The 20279-nt window shown below is 36.1% G+C and carries 21 protein-coding genes; 10 read left to right on the top strand and 11 right to left on the bottom strand.

The annotated features are described in order from the left end of the window. Positions 1-77 precede the first annotated feature (77 nt). Together rpoN and asnS are read right to left on the bottom strand one after the other, a co-directional pair. On the bottom strand, positions 78-1541 hold the full coding sequence (gene rpoN / locus EG346_RS11590; protein ID WP_076508197.1) for an RNA polymerase factor sigma-54: 1464 nt from the start codon (positions 1539-1541) through the stop codon (positions 78-80). Between the two features lie 158 nt (positions 1542-1699). After that, positions 1700-3148, bottom strand: coding sequence for an asparagine--tRNA ligase (asnS, locus tag EG346_RS11585; RefSeq protein ID WP_073335131.1), 1449 nt, complete (start codon positions 3146-3148; stop codon positions 1700-1702). 489 nt (positions 3149-3637) lie between these two features. Between asnS and EG346_RS11580 the strand changes: the two genes are divergently transcribed. The 3 genes from EG346_RS11580 (at position 3638) to EG346_RS11570 (ending at position 5724) form a co-directional block, all read left to right on the top strand. Further along, complete coding sequence (locus EG346_RS11580) at positions 3638-4219, top strand: Crp/Fnr family transcriptional regulator (protein WP_123878778.1); 582 nt, start codon at positions 3638-3640, stop codon at positions 4217-4219. A gap of 87 nt (positions 4220-4306) precedes the next feature. Further along, on the top strand, positions 4307-4993 hold the full coding sequence (locus EG346_RS11575; RefSeq protein ID WP_123878777.1) for a hypothetical protein: 687 nt from the start codon (positions 4307-4309) through the stop codon (positions 4991-4993). A 110-nt stretch (positions 4994-5103) separates the two neighbouring features. Further along, complete coding sequence (locus tag EG346_RS11570; protein ID WP_123878776.1) at positions 5104-5724, top strand: DUF2306 domain-containing protein; 621 nt, start codon at positions 5104-5106, stop codon at positions 5722-5724. A 208-nt stretch (positions 5725-5932) separates the two neighbouring features. Here the strand turns inward: EG346_RS11570 and EG346_RS11565 are convergent, their stop codons facing one another. Genes EG346_RS11565 through EG346_RS11555 form a run of 3 tightly spaced genes read right to left on the bottom strand, consistent with a single transcriptional unit; the run spans position 5933 to position 7646 of the window. Then, positions 5933-6532 (bottom strand): CDP-alcohol phosphatidyltransferase family protein, encoded by a 600-nt coding sequence (locus EG346_RS11565; RefSeq protein ID WP_123878774.1) that lies wholly within the window; start codon positions 6530-6532, stop codon positions 5933-5935. Continuing rightward, a complete protein-coding gene (locus EG346_RS11560) occupies positions 6529-7170 on the bottom strand; it encodes a hypothetical protein (RefSeq protein ID WP_123878772.1) in 642 nt (213 codons plus the stop codon). The genes EG346_RS11565 and EG346_RS11560 overlap by 4 nt, the downstream gene beginning before the upstream one ends. Before the next feature lie 11 nt (positions 7171-7181). After that, on the bottom strand, positions 7182-7646 hold the full coding sequence (locus EG346_RS11555; RefSeq protein ID WP_123878770.1) for a hypothetical protein: 465 nt from the start codon (positions 7644-7646) through the stop codon (positions 7182-7184). Positions 7647-7742: 96 nt separating this feature from the next. Between EG346_RS11555 and EG346_RS11550 the strand changes: the two genes are divergently transcribed. The 3 genes from EG346_RS11550 to EG346_RS11540 all read left to right on the top strand — a co-directional run bounded on the left by EG346_RS11550 (position 7743) and on the right by EG346_RS11540 (position 11187). Further along, complete coding sequence (locus EG346_RS11550) at positions 7743-8669, top strand: XRE family transcriptional regulator (RefSeq protein ID WP_123878768.1); 927 nt, start codon at positions 7743-7745, stop codon at positions 8667-8669. 1 nt (position 8670) lies between these two features. Next, positions 8671-9474, top strand: coding sequence for an AraC family transcriptional regulator (locus tag EG346_RS11545; RefSeq protein WP_123878766.1), 804 nt, complete (start codon positions 8671-8673; stop codon positions 9472-9474). A gap of 66 nt (positions 9475-9540) precedes the next feature. Further along, positions 9541-11187 carry a serine hydrolase domain-containing protein gene (locus tag EG346_RS11540; protein WP_123878764.1) on the top strand — a complete coding sequence of 549 codons (1647 nt, stop codon included), beginning with the start codon at positions 9541-9543 and terminating at the stop codon, positions 11185-11187. A gap of 427 nt (positions 11188-11614) precedes the next feature. Here EG346_RS11540 and rimM read toward each other — a convergent pair whose 3' ends face one another. From rimM to EG346_RS11510, 6 genes are all read right to left on the bottom strand, one after another. Next, a complete protein-coding gene (rimM, locus tag EG346_RS11535; RefSeq protein ID WP_073335140.1) occupies positions 11615-12157 on the bottom strand; it encodes a ribosome maturation factor RimM in 543 nt (180 codons plus the stop codon). Between the two features lie 11 nt (positions 12158-12168). Then, a complete protein-coding gene (locus EG346_RS11530) occupies positions 12169-12732 on the bottom strand; it encodes a 30S ribosomal protein S16 (protein ID WP_073335141.1) in 564 nt (187 codons plus the stop codon). 179 nt (positions 12733-12911) lie between these two features. After that, on the bottom strand, positions 12912-13424 hold the full coding sequence (locus tag EG346_RS11525) for a nitroreductase family protein (RefSeq protein ID WP_123878762.1): 513 nt from the start codon (positions 13422-13424) through the stop codon (positions 12912-12914). 41 nt (positions 13425-13465) lie between these two features. Next, positions 13466-14059, bottom strand: coding sequence for a DoxX family protein (locus EG346_RS11520; protein ID WP_228429388.1), 594 nt, complete (start codon positions 14057-14059; stop codon positions 13466-13468). A gap of 227 nt (positions 14060-14286) precedes the next feature. Then, the gene (locus EG346_RS11515) at positions 14287-14736 is read right to left on the bottom strand and encodes a hypothetical protein (RefSeq protein WP_073335144.1); all 450 of its coding nucleotides are present in this window, start codon (positions 14734-14736) and stop codon (positions 14287-14289) included. A 210-nt stretch (positions 14737-14946) separates the two neighbouring features. Then, entirely contained in the window at positions 14947-15477 is a 531-nt protein-coding gene (locus EG346_RS11510) for an SRPBCC family protein (protein ID WP_123878758.1), read from the bottom strand. Between the two features lie 255 nt (positions 15478-15732). On the opposite strand from EG346_RS11510, the gene EG346_RS11505 reads away from it, so the two are divergent. The 4 genes from EG346_RS11505 (at position 15733) to EG346_RS11490 (ending at position 20267) form a co-directional block, all read left to right on the top strand. After that, positions 15733-17769 carry a M3 family metallopeptidase gene (locus EG346_RS11505; RefSeq protein ID WP_123878756.1) on the top strand — a complete coding sequence of 679 codons (2037 nt, stop codon included), beginning with the start codon at positions 15733-15735 and terminating at the stop codon, positions 17767-17769. Positions 17770-17786: 17 nt separating this feature from the next. Next, entirely contained in the window at positions 17787-18215 is a 429-nt protein-coding gene (locus tag EG346_RS11500) for an immunity protein PIM1 family protein (protein WP_073335147.1), read from the top strand. An 89-nt stretch (positions 18216-18304) separates the two neighbouring features. Beyond that, a complete protein-coding gene (locus EG346_RS11495) occupies positions 18305-19045 on the top strand; it encodes a CPBP family glutamic-type intramembrane protease (protein WP_123878754.1) in 741 nt (246 codons plus the stop codon). Positions 19046-19274: 229 nt separating this feature from the next. After that, positions 19275-20267, top strand: a complete 993-nt coding sequence (locus EG346_RS11490; RefSeq protein ID WP_123878752.1) for a phosphotransferase — start codon at positions 19275-19277, stop codon at positions 20265-20267. Positions 20268-20279: the final 12 nt, after the last annotated feature.

Genomic DNA, 20279 nt, shown 5'->3' with positions numbered 1-20279 from the left:
GATATCACAGAGATTTTTAGATTAAAAATAAAGAAAGCCCGGAAATTCCGGGCTTTTACTTATTTATAGATCACTTATTAAAGTTCTTTTCTTAATCTTGCAACCGGAATATTAAGCTGTTCACGGTATTTGGCGATTGTTCTTCTGGCAATATTATAGCCCTGTTCCTTCAGAATAACTACCAGAGCATCATCTGTAAGAGGTTTTCTCTTGTTCTCCTTACTGATCACTTCCTGAAGATGCGTTTTGATTTCTTTGGTAGAAACTTCTTCACCATCATCATTCGTCAGACTGTCTGAGAACAGGTCTTTCAGATAAATGATTCCGTTCGATGTATCAGCATATTTACTTTTTACTACTCTTGAAATGGTAGAAATATCAAATCCTGTAATGTCAGCAACATCTTTCAGAATCATTGGCTTCAGTGATTTCTCGTCACCGGTAATGAAATATTCCTTCTGGAATTTCACAATAGCCGTGATGGTTTGCAACAAGGTATTCTGGCGCTGATTAATAGCATCGATATACCATTTGGCAGCATCCAATTTCTGTTTAATAAATAAAGCGGCCTGCTTGTGTTCCGACGAATTTTTATCATGAGAATAGGTCGTCAAGATATCTTTGTATTCTTCAGAGACTCTTAATGTAGGTGCATTTTTGCTGTTAAGCATTGGGATCACCATTCCATCTTTCACCTGAATCACAAAATCCGGAATAATTTCCTGGTTGATGGTGATGGTTTGGGTATCAAAGTTCCCTCCTACTTTAGGGGAAAGCTTTGAAATCTCTTCAAGGGCATCTTTCAGATCTTCTTCTTCGATATCGTATTTCTGGATGATCTTATTGTAATGCTTATTGGTAAGGGCATCGAACTGGTGTCTCAGAATATTGGCAGCCAGAGATACGGCTTTATCAGAGCTTACTTTCTTTTCGATCTGAAGCAACAGGCATTCCTGAAGTCCACGGGCTCCTACCCCAGGCGGATCAAGCTTCTGGATATAATTTTCCAGGATATCATCTACTTTTTCTTTGGTGGTATAAATTCCCTGTGAGAAAGCAAGATCATCTACAATCGCTTTGATTTCCCTTCTTAAATAGCCATCCGTATCAAGATTTCCGATCACATATTCTGCGATCTTCTCATCTTCGTCACTGATATTGATCAAACGGATCTGCTCCAGAAGATAATCATATAAAGACTGTCCTTCAGTCAGAAGACTTTCGTTATCAAATTCCTCGTCGTCCGGAGAATAGTTGCTGGATGCAGTTTTATAGCTGGGTTCATCGTCATAGATATACTCGTTGACGTCAAAATCTGTTTCAATACTTGCTGTCCCTTCATCCTGATAAGCGTCTTCAAGAGAAGAAAAATCGTCTTCTTTAGGATCTTCCTTTACAATTTCCAAAGCAGGATTCTCTTCTAGCTCTCTTTCCAGCTCCTCTTCGAATTCCAGGGTGTGAAGCTGAATAAGCTTCATCAGCTGGATCTGCTGAGGTGCCAGCTTCTGTCCTAACTTGAGTTGTAAGTGTTGTTTAAGCATATTAGTCTTTGTGTTTTAACATAACATATTCTACGAATTTAATAAATTAATTCGACAAAAAACACATTTAGCATGATTTTTGCATTATCTTATTAACATAATAAACTATCAGAAAATAAAAAAGCCTTAATTTTTACATTAAGGCTTTTTTTATTGATCTAGAATTCAGCGCTTTTCGGTGTTCTAGGGAAAGGAATTACATCTCTGATATTGGTCATTCCCGTTACGAAAAGAACCAGTCTTTCCAAACCTAATCCGAAGCCTGCATGAGGTACAGAACCGAATTTTCGGGTATCAAGGTACCACCAAAGTTCGTGTTCATCTACATGCATATCTGCCATCTTCTGTTTTAGTACATCTAATCTTGCTTCTCTTTCTGATCCTCCGATGATCTCGCCGATACCCGGGAAAAGAACGTCCATTGCTGCAACGGTCTTATTGTCATCGTTCAGTTTCATATAGAAGGCTTTGATTTCTTTTGGATAGTCGAACAATACTACCGGGCATTCAAAATGCTTTTCAACCAGGTATCTTTCGTGTTCAGACTGAAGATCAGCACCCCAGTTTTCAACCGGATACTGGAATTTCCCTTTCTTATTTTCTTTAGAGTTCAGTAAGATCTCAATGGCTTCCGTATAGCTTACACGTTTAAAACGTTTAGCGATAACGTTCTGAAGTTTTTCGATAAGACCTTCTTTAGCTCTGTCTTTTTCAGGTTTTCCTTTTTGTTCTTCCTCAAAACGGGTGTTCAGGAATTCCAGATCATCCTTACAGTTGTCCAGAACGTACTGGATCACATATTTTAAGAAATCTTCTGCAAGGTCGATATTGTCTTCAAGGTTGTTGAAGGCCACTTCCGGTTCTATCATCCAGAATTCCGCAAGGTGTCTTGTTGTGTTTGAATTTTCTGCACGGAAAGTAGGTCCGAATGTATAAATTCTACCTAATCCCATGGCTGCTGTTTCTCCTTCAAGCTGTCCGGAAACCGTCAGGTTGGTCTTTTTACCAAAGAAATCCTGTGCAAAATCAATCTCTCCTTCTTCAGTTCTTGGCATATTGTTCAGGTCAAAGTTCGTTACTCCGAACATTTCTCCTGCTCCTTCTGCATCCGCCCCTGTAATTACCGGTGTGTTGATATAGAAAAACTGGTTTTGGTTAAAGAATGAATGCACGGCAAAGCTTACGGCATGACGCACTCTGAAAACAGCTCCAAATACATTGGTTCTGAATCGCAGGTGTGCCTGCTCACGAAGTTTCTCTAAGCTGTGTTTTTTAGGCTGAAGAATCGTATTCTGAAGTTCTTCTGTGAAGTTATCGCCTAGAATAACGATCTTTTTAGCAATAATTTCCATTGCCTGTCCCGCTCCCTGGCTTTCTACGACTTCTCCCACTACTTTAAGGGAAGATGCTGTACTGATCTTTTTAAGAATCTCTTCATCAAAATTTTCAAAATCAACAACTATTTGCAAATTATTAATCGTAGATCCATCATTAAGGGCAATAAAGCGATTCGCACGGAATGATCTTACCCATCCGTAAACAGTAATGTCATGATGTAATACTTTTTTGTAATCCTGTAGGATTTCTTTAATCGTCTGCTTTTTCATTTGTTGATTATAAATTTTCGTATAAAATTAACGTCCGCAAAGTTACAAAAAAACAGCGCAACTTGATGACTGCAATCTCTTTTTAAAAAATAGCTTATCCATTCCTTAATTCATAATATATAATTTAAACAAGTTTTAATTAAAAGAATCATGTTTTTTTCCATATCACAATATTCAGCTTCTTTCAGGATTTACCTGTTTCAGATGATTCGTTTGTGCACTTCAGATGCATTTTGCAAAAACGAAACTCATTCCATAATTTTTCCTGTTTTTTTTTGAATTGATAATATCTGTCTCAAAGCATTTTTTTAAGTATCAACAATCAAATTAAGCCATTGCTTATATTTCAGGTTTATTGTCAGGAATCATCAGCCAGACTGTAAGATATAAAAAAAGTTTACAGAACCTAAGCAACAGATACCTTATGTTTGTCATGATACATCACCTTCTTCTAAAACTCATTAATTTGTAAATAATAATTATTTATATTTGAGAACAGATATGGATACTTCACTTCGGCAAATAATAAAAAATACGATTTCAATTTCTGATGATGATCTTGATTTTATGGCTTCTCTTTTCAATCCTACAGCATTGAAAAAGGGTGACTATTTTTTAGAAATTAGTAAGCGTTGTGACCAGATTGCTTTCATAAAAACAGGAATGTTACGAATATTTTACCCTAACGCCAGAGGTGAAGAAACAACCTGTTATTTTTCTTTACCCAATGAATTTGTAACCTCTTTTTCAAGTTTTACAACGCAAAGTTTATCTACAGAAAACATCCAGGCCATTCTGCCCAGTGAATTATTTGTCATCAATAAGCATGATCTGGAAATGCTTTATCAAAAAATTCCGGCGGTTCAGGAATTTGGAAGAATAGCTGCCGAAAATCTGGCTATCATTATGGAAAAACGAATTTCTCTTTTTCTGAATAATTCTGCGGATGAACGGTACCAGTTTTTATTGAAAAATAATCCTATTCTGATTCAGAAAGTTCCTTTGCAATATCTGGCTTCCTACCTTGGCATGTCCCCACAACATTTAAGCAGGTTGCGAAGAGGCATTTAATGTGTTTCATTTCTTAGCAAATGTTCAGTAAAATACAAGCAGCATACACGAGTTTTGTACCATCAAACAATTTAAACAACAGGTACAATGCAAGTTTCAATAAAAAAAATTTTCGCAGGAGCAGCCGTTTTCCTCCTCACCCAGAATTCCTACGGACAAGAAAATAAAGACTTTTTATACTCAAACCGTGTTAGTGTTTTAGCAGGTATGATTCAACCGATATTGCTGAAAGGCGGCAATATTGAAGTGACTTACTTTTCAAAAAAAATGAGTTTTGATTATTCCCATGGCTTTTTATTAAATATGTCGGGAGGTACCATTACAGGCGATCCTAAAACTCAACATTTAGCTTATCATTTACCGTACTCAACAGGTTTTGGAGTCGGCTATCGTTTTACTTCATATTTCGATGTAAGAATCGAATCAAAAATGCATAGCTGGGAAGTATATTATGATGGAGAAACTCAAAATAAATCCAATTTGATAAAAGCCTATAAAACGTATTCGTTGGGGCTTGGTGCCTATTACCGATATATGCCCTTCCATAAAAAAGATAATTGGCTGCAAGGGATTACAACCAGTACAAGTTTGCGCTGGTGGCCTAATGTAGCCAGTAGTCTTACAGATAATAAATTCACCTATTACAATAAATTCTCAAACAAAGATGAAACATTAAAAGCATCAAATATTGGAATCGCCGGCTCACAATTTCTGATCAATTTAAGTATCGGCTATACATTCGGAGAAAAAAAACAACAGATAAAAGAGGAGTGATCATGCTACCGCTTTATAATAATATTAGTATGAATAGCTGCATCTGGGCTGGGATAAACATTCAGCCAATGCTTATTAATTGAATTTCCAATAGTGTATTTACAGAAAAAATGAAAAAGATCATTCCCCTGCTTATCATTACAACAGTTATTACCATCACTTTATATACGTTTTACTCGTATATTTATTTATCTCCCGGCACAACTGTTTCGCCTCAGCAAAAGACCGAGTACATCAAACACCATATTTCAATCGCTGTTCATGCAGGATTTGGTGCAGTAGCCTTACTTTCAGGTATGTTTCAACTAATGAAAAGATTTCGGGAAAAATTTCCTGCAGCAAATATTACTTTACGAAGAATATATTATTTTTCAGTATGCATTAGTGCCGTTACGGGTCTCTACGTGGCAACGTATGCTCAAGGTGGTTTAGTAAATAAAATAGGCTTTTTTCTCCTTGATCTCATTTGGATTTTATCAATAATTCAGGCGGCTGTTGCTGATAATAAAGATGATATGCCTGCCTTTAGAATTTGGATAGTCCGCAATTATGCGCTTACATTTGCATCGGTAACTTTGCGCTTATGGCTGGTATTGATCTGGAATAGGTACAGTTTTGAGCATTCTCATTTTTCTGAAGTATATCAAACATTAGGCTTTCTTTGCTGGGTTCCCAATCTGATTTTTATTGAATGGTTCTATCTGAGTAAAATAAAATATCAGCCAAGGTAAAATGTGAGTTTACACAATTTCCATTCCAGTATCCGGGCTATCTTATGAAGAATTCTAACCTACTGGCCTTTCATTTACTGATCATAGATCTTATGAAAACCCATGTTCGAGAGACTACAAAAAGACAGCGTAACTTCATGAGTACGCTGTCTTTTTGAAAAAAATCATTTATCAATTATTTAACGAATAACTATACTTCAAATAGTATTTAATTAAAGAATATGCTCTTTCTCCTCTGCTTTCCATTCCTGATTTTCCATGCATGATAGCAGCTTGGTACATCAAATTGCCACTTCGGAAGTATTAAAACAATCAGGATCACATCAATATGAGAAACAAGTCCTAATCCTATGGTGAGGTAAAACGCCCAGCCCGCTTCCTGAAATCCTACTAAATATGTAAATGCAATCAGTAAACTCAATCCCCACATTTTCGAGATAAATGCATGAGTACACGTTTCTTTTCCAAATTTCCAGATGCTTATCATATAGCAAAGAGCTTCCATAATGAGGAGTAAAAGAATTCCCGGCCATTCATTTTTAATTAATTCAGGATTCAGAAAATAAGATGCAAACCCCAGTGAAAGCCAGAAAATAAGATCTGTCTGGCTGTCTAGTCTTCTTAATTTTTCTGAGGAAACACCCACTTTTCGTGCAATAATTCCATCAAAGATGTCGGTTAATAGTCCGAAATACATCAATGCTACAATTAAAAATCTTGATTCTATGCCTTTGAAATACGCTAATAACAAAATGATTGGAGCAAGGATAAACCTGATTCCGATAAGCAGAGAGGGTAACTTTTTCATAACTTTTTATTTTTAAAATTCCAGTTGATCAAAGGCATTTTTCTTTTTCCATTTTCATTCCAAAAGCCAATCTGTATTCCCTGTGAATCTTTACAAACATTAATTAAAGCCACCTGAATGCCTCTGCACTTTTGACTTACATTCGCAAAAGTAGAAATGGCGGCACCTTTTGTGGTATGATGAAAATTGTATAATGGTGAAATGGCAACTCCATTGATCACGGAAGGTGCGCCTATATTACTTGATAAGCTTAATTCCAAACCGTTAGTCACCGTAGGCTCCATATTAACAATAGATAGTTGCATCCCATTAATTGTATTCATTTTATCAGGTAAAGGTTCTGAACCAATATCATTAATACCCCAGTTATCGATGGATGTAATATTGACAAGAAACAGTACGGGAAAGAAAATCCCTAAACCATTAAAGCCTAGCTCAACCCCATTAATTTTCTTAGGCTGTATTTCCTGATCAATCTCATCGTAATATTTAATGAGCATTCCATTCACATTTTTAGTTGCCTTCGAAGGTGAAAAAGCAATAAACTTTGGCTTATCCAAATTAGCATTTAAACTGTCCTGAGCATTGATGATATATACCATAAAAAAGCTGATCATCATTAAAAATTTTGTTTTCATAATTTTCAATTTTAAAATCCTATTTTTAATTTTCCGTAAACATTATCTTTATGGGTAAGTCTAAACGTAATCCCTGCCGTGAATCCTTGTATTTTCACCTTACTGTTGTTATAAGATTTTGAATATCCTATTCCAATATCACAGGAATTAAATAATGATATTCCGACTACAGAATAGGCATGGGAGAAAGAAGAGCCCGCCTTAACAAATAAAAGTGTTCCTATATTATAACTCAAATGCAGGTCCGGAATTCCGTGTATTTTACCCTGATCGCCTACTACTCCATACCCTGTTCCTAAAAAAAGTTTATCCTGATTTTCACCTCCATCCATCAGAATAAATTCTACCCCTCCACGCAATACATGCTTGCTGGCATAAGAATAATCTATATAATAAATCGGCTGGATCTTTTGTTGTGCTTTCACCTTTAATGATAAAAACAGGCATGATATGGCAAGAATTATTTTGTGTTTCATTTCTTAAATATTTCTTCAAATTTGAAAAGAATATTCACTTTCTTAAATGTGATAAACCATTAACATTTTGCTTACATTTGTGAAAATCACAAAAGCATGTATCAGGAACTTTTACTTAAGGAAATTCGCAGAAAAATTGGTGACAAATCTTTGAATGATGAGATTGCCAATATTCTGAATATAAGTTATGATGCATCGCATAGAAGAACCTCTCTGAAAGCAAAGTTCAGTTTTGAAGAAGGCTTGGAACTGGCCAGATATTATCAGATTTCTCTCGATCAATTGATCACTTCAGACCAGCAGCTGTTGGTTCGGAAAACTTCAGTGGTAAACGAAACGGAAGATTTACAGTCGTTTTTTCAGAATAATCTCAGCATTTTTGAAAATCTGCCGCTTTCTGATGAGATGACCATTTATTATTCTGCCAAGGATATTCCCTTTTTTTATACGCTTTCAGATACCTTGCTTTCCCGCTTTAAAATCTATGTCTGGATGAATCTGCTGAATGCAAAACAGGTTTTTATTCCTTTTCTGCAATTTTCGCCTCCTCATTTTGAATCCAATACTCAGGAACTCAAGAAAAAATATGAAGCACAAAATATAGTGGAACTGTGGAATGACAGGACTATTTCCAGTATTCTGCAGCAGATCTTATTTTATTATGAAACCGGACTTTTACAAAAAAATGAAGCTGAAATTATTCTGAAAGAACTGAAAGAATTGATAGAGTATATTGAACAAAAGACAGAAAACAATCCAAAATTTCAATTGTATGAAAATGAACTGATGCATCTTTCCAATGACATCTTTTTTCATCATCCGCAACAATCACTTTTTGCCTTACCTGCGAATATGTTTGGTTATATTTTGATTAATGATGCAAAAACCTGTCTTGAAACCCGAAATTATTTTGAACATCAGATCAAGAATTCAAAATCTCTGAATACTTCCGGCAACCGTGACCGAAAAATATTTTTCAATAAAATGTACCAGCAGATTGAACATTTAAAACAAAAACTGTAATATGAAAAACCTTCATAATGGTGAATTTTTTGGACAGACCAATGAAACCCTTCGTTTTGATGGGCTGACCATTACAGATACGGAATATACCCATCCTTATGTGGACTGGCATTATCATGAAAATGCTTATTTCACATTTCTGCTGCAGGGCAATATGACGGAAGGGAATAAAAAAGAAATCTATGACTGTCCGGCAGGCACACTGCTCTATCACCATTGGGAAGATGCCCATTACAATATTAAACCCGACCTATTTACGAGAGGGTTTCATCTGGAAGTTACTGAAAACTGGTTTAAAAAATTTCAGCTCTCAAAAGATTCTATCGAAGGAAGTTTTAATTTGAAAAATCCAGCTTTAAAATTGTTAATGTACAGGATTTTCAGAGAAACGAAATTGAATGATCTTTCTTTTGAACTGTCTGTTCATGAACTTTTGCTGAATATTTTCGGTGAATTATCAAATAAGGTTCAACCTCATGATAAAAAGCCTGGCTGGGTACGCAGGATTGATGAAATTTTACATGAAAACTTTACGGAAAAACTGAATCTGACAGACCTTTCTACCACATTGGATGTGCACCCGGTCCATCTGAGCCGGGATTTTCAGAAACATTTCCATTGCAGTTTGGGAGCGTATATCAGACAACTAAAGGTCAATAAATCTTTAACCCTTCTCAATACTTATCCTTCTTTAGCTGAAGTGGCTCTGGAATGTGGTTTTGCAGATCAAAGTCATTTTATAAGATCGTTTAAAGAACATACGGGAATTACTCCATTACAGTACAAAAAACTACTTATAAAGTAATAATGTTAATTTCATTCTATTTTCTATCAACACTTGTTCTTACTTTTGTTCAGATAAAAAAATAAAATGAAATCTATTCTCCTTTTTGTTATACTTCTTAGTTTTGGACTTTCTTCAGGTCAGTCACAAAATGTTACAGATCCCGATGCCATCATTCAACCCATTCATAAAAAATACAACAACCAAATTATTTTTCTCGATAAAACAATATCTCCGGACCAGATAAAAGAATCTGATTTCCTCAAAACGATGGTATTTCAGGAAGATAAAGATCTTGATATCCGCATATTTATGGATAATTCTTTAGTCAATTATCTACATCAGATTGATCCCGCTTTATCCACTGACGAATTACTCAAAAAAGGAAATTATCAATTCAGTTTCTCTGTGGACGGAAAATTAATTTATACAGAAAATTTAAATACCGGAGCAGGATTACCGGAAGACAAAAAGAAGAAAACGACTTTTAGAATTCCTTTATTAAGTTCGAAAAATGAGGATTCATGGGGGAAATATATGTGGATGAGATTTTATCTGGGCAATGGCGGAATTGATGCATTGACAGAAGGAAATCATGTATTAAAAATTGAAATAAAACCTTATTTAAAAATGCCATCACTAAAGGTTGGCAATACCATTGCATCAGGTGAAATTCACTTAACAGTTCCTCACAAAAATACTTCGGAGCAGCAGATGGCCATTCAAAAAATAAAACCCAACAGCGGATGGAAAGTGTCTGATGAAAAATTTGATCAGGAAAAAATCAGGCTTTTAAATACAAAAATTGCAGAGAACAGGTTCAGAGACATCACCAGTATTGTGGTCATTAAAAATGAAAAGCTTCTTTTGGAGGAATATTTCAGCCAGTCAGGAAGAGATTCTTTGCAGGATACACGGTCCGTGGGTAAATCTTTTGCCTCAACTTTGATGGGTATAGCTATTAAAGACGGGTATTTTAAAAATGAGAATCTCATGCTGAAAGAATTCTATGATTTAAAGAAATCCGAAAATTATTCTTCCAGCAAAGACAGTGTGACGATAAAAAGTCTGTTAACGATGAGCTCAGGTTTTGACGGAAATGATGCAGATGAGGAATCTCCGGGAAATGAAGAAAATATGTATCCTACAAAAAATTGGGTGAAGTTCGTCCTGGATTTACCCACTACAGAAAACAAGCCTGAAAAAAACTGGAGCTACTTTACAGCAGGTGTGGTACTTACAGGTGATATTTTGGATCAGAAAGTTCCAAAAGGTCTTGAAAACTATGCCGGAAAAAAGTTATTTCAACCTCTTGGAATCACAAACTACAAATGGCAGTTTACGCCTCAGCAGAAGCCTTCTCTGGCTGGTGGACTTCGTATGAGAACATTGGATTTTGCAAAATTCGGACAGCTTTATAAAAATAACGGGATGTGGAACGGTCAGAATATTATTGATAAAAATTGGGTAAAGAAATCTTTCACCAATTACTTCACGGACAATCAGGATTTCGAAGGCTATGGGTATTTATTCTGGAGAAAAGTTTATAAAGTCGGAAACCAAAGTTTTGAGACGTATCAATCCAGTGGAAACGGGGGAAATAAAATTATTATTTTCAAAGAAATCCCACTTGTCATCGTTATTACGGCAAAAGCTTACAACAAATCTTACGCTCATTTACAGGCGGATAAAATCGTTGAGGAATATCTGTTGCCCGCTGTTTATCATAAGTAATGAATAAGAAGTAACCTTCAATAAAAGATGAGTGATTAGCAATAGTCACTCATCTTTTTTCACAATGTTCTATTCTGAAAGGGCTCCCCTGTACTTGCAGCTTTACCAGAAGATAGAATTCTCTCAGATGGAGAGCCATTTATATCCTAAAATCCGTACATAGATACTTTGTCGTTCAGGGTAAAGGATAAGATTGTTTCAGGAAACCCATGGTTCAGCATCGGAAATTATTTCGTAGGTCCGTCTGGATACCATCCTGTCTGTATGTATTATTACGATGTAAAAATTAGAAATAAATTGGTTTTCCACGAAGGAAGAGCACACGAAAATAATCGCTTCTGATCCTGTAAAGACCAAAACGGGAAAATATTTTCTGGTAAGTAATGTGAAAGAAGGGAAATTTCAGATCTGCTATCTGAAAAACTGATTATTCGTCTTTTTTAGAGGACACTAAAAAAACATCGATAAGTCCTTCCGGAAGTTGCATTTTGATGAATCGTTCTTCCCTGTCTACCTCAAGAATCCAGTCTTTAATGATAGGAATCACTACTTCTTTTCCATCAAGATTGGTTACGAAATAGTTTTGGGCAGTCTGGTCGTTCACAGATCGTATGACACCGCATTCTTTGCCATTTTCATCAAGGATATCGAAACCGATGATCTCATGATAGTAAAACTGTTTTCCGGTAAGTTTCGGAAGTGTGGCAAGCGGTAAATAAACGCTTTTTCCCAGAGACTGATCTACTAATGCTTCAGAAGAATTTTTGAAAGCAAGGTTCAGCGCATCGTTTTTGCTCCATGCTGATCTTTCAATAAAAAAAGGAACCAATAATCCGTTGATTTCAACGAATATTGATTCCAATTTATTGTAAAGCTCGGGTTGATCGGTATCCAGTTTAAGGATAACGTTTCCCGCAAGGCCATGTCTGCGTGTGATTTTTCCTAGTAAATAGCAATCTTCTTTACGCATACAGGTATTTTTTAAGCTTCAGTGTTTTCTTCAGTTTCAGCAGCAGGAGCTTCTCCTTCTGTAGCTTCTACAACTTCTTCAGCAGGTGCGTTAGCAGCTTCTTCAGCAGCTTTAGCATCAGCTTCAACTTGTGCAGCAGCAGCCACTCTAGCTTCGTTTACTTTAACTTCAGCATCTAAAGCAGCTTTCTTAGCGTCAGCCTGAGCTTTAGTTAAACCTTCTACTTTACCTTGTACTTTTTGTTCTTTAGATTCTAACCAAGCACCGAATCTTTTTTCAGCTTCAGCTTCGTCAAAAGCACCTTTAGCAACTCCACCTTGTAAGTGTTTTTTGTAAAGGGCACCCTTATAAGAAAGGATCGCTCTTGCAGTATCAGTTGGCTGAGCACCGTTGTTTAACCACTTTACAGCAGCATCAACGTTCAAATCGATAGTAGCAGGGTTAGTAATTGGGTTGTAAGTTCCTAGTTTCTCGATGAATCTACCATCTCTTCTAGCTCTAGAATCTGCAACCACGATGTGGAAAAAAGGCTTACCTTTTTTACCGTGTCTTTGTAATCTGATTTTTACTGACATAATGTTGTGAATTTTACGGGAACTCGTCCCAGTTAAATATTTAAGAGTGCAAAGATAAATAAAAAATTTTATCCGACAATTATTAAATGTAACAATTTATCAATCTCTCAATGTAACCGTTTTTTGGACTTTCTTATCCAGAAATCATTGCTACATTGTTATATTATTAGATTGGTATATTAATCTACTTTTCCCATATAGAAAAGGCCCAGACATTTTTGATTTTCTTCAATGGTCAAAGAGTCTTTAAGGTGATTGACAAGACCTGGAGAACTCCAGTAACTGCCTACATTATTGGCTGTACACGTTAAATACATATTTTGTACGGCCATAGAAACGGCCGCGATTTCTTCCCATTCGGGAACCATTCCACTGAAATTAACGACAATAGAAATAACAGCATCTGCTTTATTGATTTTAAAACCGATATCCTGGTATTTTTTCTCTAAAAAAGTCTGCTCGGATTGTGTAGCCTTGTAAATAGCCTGCATTTCTGATGCCAGCTTAACCTTTTCTTCCCCTTTGAAAATCTTAAAACGCCAGGGTTTTGTACGCTTATGATTCGGGGCTAATGTTGCTGAATGGAGTATTTCCTCTATAATTTCCTGAGATATTTCGGTTTCAGAATAATCTTTCGGGAATATACTTCTTCTTTGTTCTATGATTTCTTTTAAAATTTCCGCTTTATTCATACTGCAAATTTACAATATGTAATTGAATGCATTACATTGATTTAAGCCTGATTTTTCAACAATGCGTTCCGGTTTTTATACACTTTATAGTGTGTGAATAAAAATGTGAATACAATGACCATGACTGCTCCCCGGGAAATCCATAGCTCCAAGCCATCAGGGACAGATCCCGGAAATGATAAGTAGAGAAGACACACAGTGTACGTGAGTCCGGCATTGATCCAGGAACGTTCCGGATCAGGATAAGCTTTTATTGTCATTGGCTGGTTATATCTCAGAATAGGAATCAGCTTATGATGGTCCCAGATCAGTAATATAATCACAGCAATCATCATGAGAGACGTGATGACCCATGTTCCGGTAAAGGAAAGACTGATGGTAATGATCCATATATTGCTTAATATTGCTAAAAACATCAGAGTTCCAAGAAGGGCCAACCGCTGAGTCATCAGCAAAATTCCAGCGATAACCTGAGAAAGTCCTAAAAAATTCCAGTAAAATCCTGTCTGATACATGGCTTCAAAGAAGTACCCTATTGGTGTATCTGTTGAAAGGACGGTAAATCTGTTTCCGATTAATTTTGTCAGTCCGGAAGGAAAAAAAGCAAATCCTACCAAATAGCGTAAGTGGATCATCACCCACTGATTAAATCTATTGGTTCGTAATTTTTCAAAGGTCATGGTGTTCGGGTGGCAGGGTTGAGTTTTGGGTTATTGGTTTTAGGGTAGTATTAGTGTTTGCCGGTTGCTAAAATCACTATAAAAATCTTTGCAGTAGCATCTTTATTCTTTATTCTTTATTCTCATGTCTAATATCTCATGTCTCTTATCTCTTATCTCTTATCTCTTATCTCTTATCTCTATCAAATCACCTCCACAATCTCCTGATGAATATTATTCAAGGTAAAAGCATCGCCGGACTTCATTCCCATCATCTTTTTGGCCATTGGGCTTTCGGGCGAGATGGCATAAAAACGGTCTCCTTCAAAAAAGAATTCTCCTAATGAAACTGAAATATAGAACCGGGCCTTGTTGGTGATCACCAAAGAACCCAGCTGTATCATTTCTGTGGAATTATTCAGAACCTTTGACATATTTCTTTTAAGGTCATTCAAAGCTCCCAGCTGGCGCTGCATCTGGTAAATCTCTTCCTGCATTTCCTCTCTCATGCTGTCATATTTTGGCGTCTTTTTAATATCACGACTTGCTTCCAGGGTGAACTCTATGAAATTTTTAAGTTTTTCAATTTTCTCAGAGATAACTGTTTTGACATAATTTCTTATATCACTTTTCACAAATACGATCTTCTCCATAAATCTAATCTTTACATAAAGATAATAATTTTTTAAAATAACAATTGATATTTTCGTTCTCGATAAAAACAAGTAAGAATTTCCTAAAAAAACTGATAATGTGGAGTCCTAAAATGGGTTACTATTGATGGTATGAATTAAACAGATTTTTTGGGTTCTTAAAAAATAGGACATAAAAAAGCCTTGCACTTCTACAAGGCTTATATTTCTTTATTTTTCAGAGATTTTCTTAAGGTCTCCCAGTCCCTGGTCAAACATGGTTTTCATATTCATATCCATCATGGGTTTCATGATTTTCATCACCGTATTCAATTCATTGTCTATTGACCAGGTCACTTTTGTTCCGTTTCCTTCAGGTGTCAAAACAAATTTTGCAACAGCGTTACCTTCAAAAGGTTTGATAAAATGAAGTTGAGTTACCAGTTTATCATTGGGTACAATTTCGGTAATGGACTGCTCACCCTCTCCTACTTTATCATTGCCTTTCCAGTGGTAGGAATCTCCAACTTTATCACCAGTTCCGGAATAGGTGATGACAATATCTTTATCGGCTTTTGAAAATGGATCCCATACATTGTATTCTTTTAATGAACCTAAGTGCTGCCAAACTTTTTCTGTCGGAGCATTGATGACTACTGATTTTTCAAAGTGATAATTCTTACTGAAAGCCAGCATGGCTATCACTGCGTATACAACAACTAAAAGGATGATTACGCCAAGAATTTTTAAGAGTGTTTTCATAGTTTTGATATTTTGTGTTACTTGTTTTATTTTTTCACCTTAAAAACTGAGAAACAGGAGCCCTGTCAATGGTCAGTATTTTATGATTTATTGTTTTCAAAATTAGTCATTCCACCCTTTTCGTCTCTTTTCATATGACAAGATTATTAAAGATAAAGCATTTTTGTCACATCCTGATATCGGGGCATTATTTTTGTGCATTTCAGCTGTGATTCCCAATGAATCATTAAATTTACCTTACCTAAAAATCGAACAATGAATATTTTAACAGAGAAATTTACGACACCATATCACTCAGCACCTTTCAATGATATTAAAAATGAAGATTTTCTTCCTGCATTTAAGGAACTGATCAAAAAATCTGAAGATGAAATTAATGACATTGTCAGCAATTCCGAGGCACCCACTTTTGAAAATGTCATTGAAGCTTTGGCCTATTCGGGAGAACAGCTGGATGTGGTTTCCAATATCTTTTTCAATTTGAATTCTGCGGAAACAAGTGATGAAATTCAAAAGCTGGCTCAGGAAATTTCTCCGCTTTTAACTGAATATTCTTCAAAGATCTCTCAAAACGAACCTCTTTTCAATAAGATCAAAAAAGTATACGACGAAAAAGAACAATATCATCTTAATGAGGAGCAGAACATGCTTTTGAACGAAACGTACAAAGGTTTTGTAAGAAGCGGTGCTCTGCTGAATGAAGCGGATAAAGAAAAACTACAGAAGATCAATATGGATCTGTCTTTAAAGTCACTGCAGTTCGGACAGAATGTTTTAGCATCTACCAATGCTTATTTCAAACAGATCACGAATAAGGAAGATCTGGCAGGAATTCCGGAGGCTATTCTCGACCAATATGCGGAGGAAGCGAAAGAAAGGGAACTTGAAGGCTGGGTGGTTACTTTGCAGTATCCAAGCTATATTCCGTTCATGACCTATGCTGAAAACCGGGAACTGAGAAAGGAAATTGCTTTGGCAAGCGGTAAAAAATCGTTTGACGGAGGAGAATTTGACAATCAGGAACTGATTAAGGAACTTCTTCAATTAAAACAGCAAAAAGCAGAATTATTAGGCTATCAAAACTATGCAGATTATGTTCTGGAAGAAAGAATGGCCAAATCTCCGGTGAAAGTTTTTGATTTTTTAAATGAACTTTTAACGAAAGCGAAACCTTATGCAGACCAGGAGATTGAGGAATTAAGATCTCTAGCTAAAGCTGACGGAATTGAGGAACTACAGGGCTATGACCATACTTTCTATGCTGAAAAGCTCCGCAAACAGAAATATGATTTCAATGATGAGGAACTGAAGCCTTATTTCCCATTGGATCAGGTACAGGATGCTGTTTTCGGACTGGCCGGAAAACTTTTTGGACTTCACTTTAAGGAAAGAAATGATATTGAAAAATACCATGAGGAGGTGAAGGTGTATGAAGTTTCTGAGGCTGGAAGTGTGCAAGCTGAAGAAAAGTTCAAAGCTTTGCTCTATGTAGATTATTTCCCAAGAAAAGGCAAAAGAGCCGGAGCCTGGATGACGAGCTATAAAAATCAGTATAAAAAAGACGGTGAAAACTCCCGTCCGCATATTTCTATCGTTTGTAATTTCAGCAAACCAACAAAAGACACTCCTAGTTTACTGACTTTCCAGGAAGTAACCACTTTATTCCATGAATTCGGACATGCCCTTCACGGAATGATGGCCGATACACAATATCCAAGTCTTTCCGGAACTTCTGTGAAGTGGGATTTTGTGGAACTTCCTTCCCAGTTTCTGGAGAATTTCTGCTACGAACCTGAATTTTTAAAGACATTTGCCAAACATTATAAAACCGGGGAAATACTTCCTGATGAAAAGATCGAAAAGATCGAGCAGTCCAAAAACTTTATGGAAGGTTACCAAACGATGAGACAGCTTGGTTTCGGACTTCTGGATATGAGCTACCATACAAAGGTGGCAGAACTGGAAGGTGAAAGCGTGAAAGCGTTTGAGGATAAGTACACGAAGGCAACAACGCTTTATCCTACCAATCCGGAAACAGCGATGAGTCCTAGTTTCTCTCATATTTTCCAGGGTGGATACTCTGCGGGTTACTATTCTTACAAATGGGCTGAAGTTCTGGATGCAGATGCGTTCCAGTATTTTAAGGAAACCGGAATTTTCAATCCGGAAACTGCTGCAAAATATAAAGTTCTTCTTTCTTCAGGCGGAACAAAAGACCCGATGGAGTTATATAAAAGTTTCAGGGGAAGTGAGCCGAAAGTGGAGAGCTTGCTGAAGAGAGCGTTTGGATAAAATAGCGGGATACGACGATGATACAGGAATTGAATCAGCTAGGAATTATTTTTAGACAATCATTAGAAATAACCCTTAGTACTATTGGTCATGAAGATATTGATCTTATTTTAGATAACCGGGATGAGGCGGAATTTTCAAACGCATGGACGCAGGCGTATCAATCTTTCGAACAGAAAATAATGGGTCCTGAAATAAAGACTACCATTGATGAGATCCGAAAGGAAATGTTTATGCTCACCTTCGGAATTACCAAGTCATCTGACTTATCTGCCTATATTTCTGATGATATTGATCTTATTTGTTCCTGTTATGTTCACGGTGGTGAAAACAATTGGATAGCCCATTTACTTTTTACTTATCTCCACCATCAGATTCCGCAAGGAAAGCTGATAGAAACAGATCAAACATTAAATGACTTAATCAAAGGAGCTACTGAAAGGTAGCTTCTTTTTGAAATATAGTACATAATAATCTGGGGTTCTTCAATTGAATTTACTCTATTCAAGCACTCATCCATTACAGACAAACATTTATGAAACCACCCTACAAGATAAAACTGGGACTTTTACTTTTCACACTAGGTTTTCTAGGAATTTTATCTCTTTTAACCATGGAGATTCCCATTATAGAGAAACTAAAAACTGACATGGCAGAGGTCTTCACTCCCTTTCAGTTCAAATTGCTGGTCCTGCTTAACCCTACTATTTTATTGATTATTTTTACAGTCATTGGAACTTTAGCTTATGATAAGGTTGGATTTAAACTGCCTGTCTTTGAATATTTAACCCGAAAGAGTAAAGTTTCTGTTGATTATAAAAATATATTGAAATTTGGACTTCTTGGAGGAATACTAAGTGGATCGTTATTATCTTTTATTTCATGGATCTTTAATTCTGACATTCCCCAAGCGTTAAAAAACTTTAAGCCTAACCTATTAAACAGATTTCTTTATGGAGGAATAACTGAAGAAATCGTCATACGTTTTGGATTAATGACTCTTTTCGTGTGGCTATTTCACTGGATTTTCAAGACCAAAAATGCGATGATTTATTGGGTTGGAATTTTACTTTCATCCCTGTTATTCGGGCTTGGGCATTTACCGATCGTGAATGGTTTGGTTGAAAATCCTTCTTTTAGTCTCATCCTCTATATTATTTTAGGAAATTCAGTGGGTGGAATTATATTCGGATGGCTATACTGGAAAAAAGGACTTGAGTCAGCCATGATTGCCCATATCCTCACTCATATCATATTTCTGATCACCGGAGTCTGAAAATAATGGAATAAGAATTTTTTACAGGGGAAAACATTTCATCAATCATAACGATTCAAATCTTTAGAAACATTAATTGTCAAATACAAGAAAACCCCATCAAAAAACGGAACAAAAATCTGAATTGAAAACTCACTGATTTAATTTTGTTTTTTGTAATTTCACAGCAGTAAAAAAGCTGCTCAAAGCAGCTTTTTTACTATCGAAACTATAACAACAGAAAACACTAATGACAGAGAAATTTCCGGTAATCCACAGTACCCTTTCACCAAAAGGACTAAGCACTCTTATTCAACAACAATATCATCTGAGTAACCTTACCGAATGTAAGTTATTCCGGGCTGCCATGAACCATCTTTATATCGTTACAGATGGAGAAGAAAAATATGTGTTCCGGGTGTACACTTTTGACTGGAGAACATCATCAGAAATAGAAGAAGAATTAAGACTTTTAACTCATTTAAAAGAAAATGGCGGATCCGTAGCCTATCCCATTGCAGACCAATCCAATCAATATATACAGGAAATAAACGCGCCCGAGGGAAAAAGATTCGGGGTATTATTTTCGTATGCAAAGGGAACAAAGACTGCAAAATTTTCAAGCCAGGCCAGTTTTGTCATAGGTCAGGCATTAGCAAAAGTTCACCAGTCGACAGAGAATTTTGCACTCCACAGAATCACCTACAATACCCAGAGTTTACTTTCAGATTCTCTTTTAAGAACCAAAATGTTTTTCAAAAGCACGACGGATGACCTTCTTTTTTTAGAAAAACTATCCCATTTTTTAACTGAAAAATTTGACAATGCAGACCGGCAACCCATGAGATACGGAGCCATACATCTTGACGTTTGGTTTGACAATATGCATATTGATCATGAAAAAGAGGTAACTTTTTTTGACTTCGATTTTTGTGGAAACGGCTTTTTATGTCTTGACATTTCCTACTTTTTATATCAGTTATTTTCCACCAACATCAATGAAAACGACTATCAGATCAAAGCAGAAAGCTTTTTAAAAGGGTACGAAACAATCAGTGAAATAAGCAAAGAAGAAAAAGATTTTTTACCTTTCGCCTGTTTAGCCATCATGAATTATTACATCAGTATTCAATGTGACAGATTTGAGTACTGGACGAATATTTTCCTGAATGAAGACCATTTAAAAAGAATGATTGGAAATCTGAAACGCTGGATGGCGTACCATAAAATCGAAATTGAATAATATAAAAACAGA

The organism is Chryseobacterium carnipullorum, from assembly GCF_003815695.1.
In the GTDB taxonomy this organism is placed as follows: domain Bacteria; phylum Bacteroidota; class Bacteroidia; order Flavobacteriales; family Weeksellaceae; genus Chryseobacterium; species Chryseobacterium carnipullorum.
This window is presented reverse-complemented; position numbering and strand designations above follow the sequence as displayed.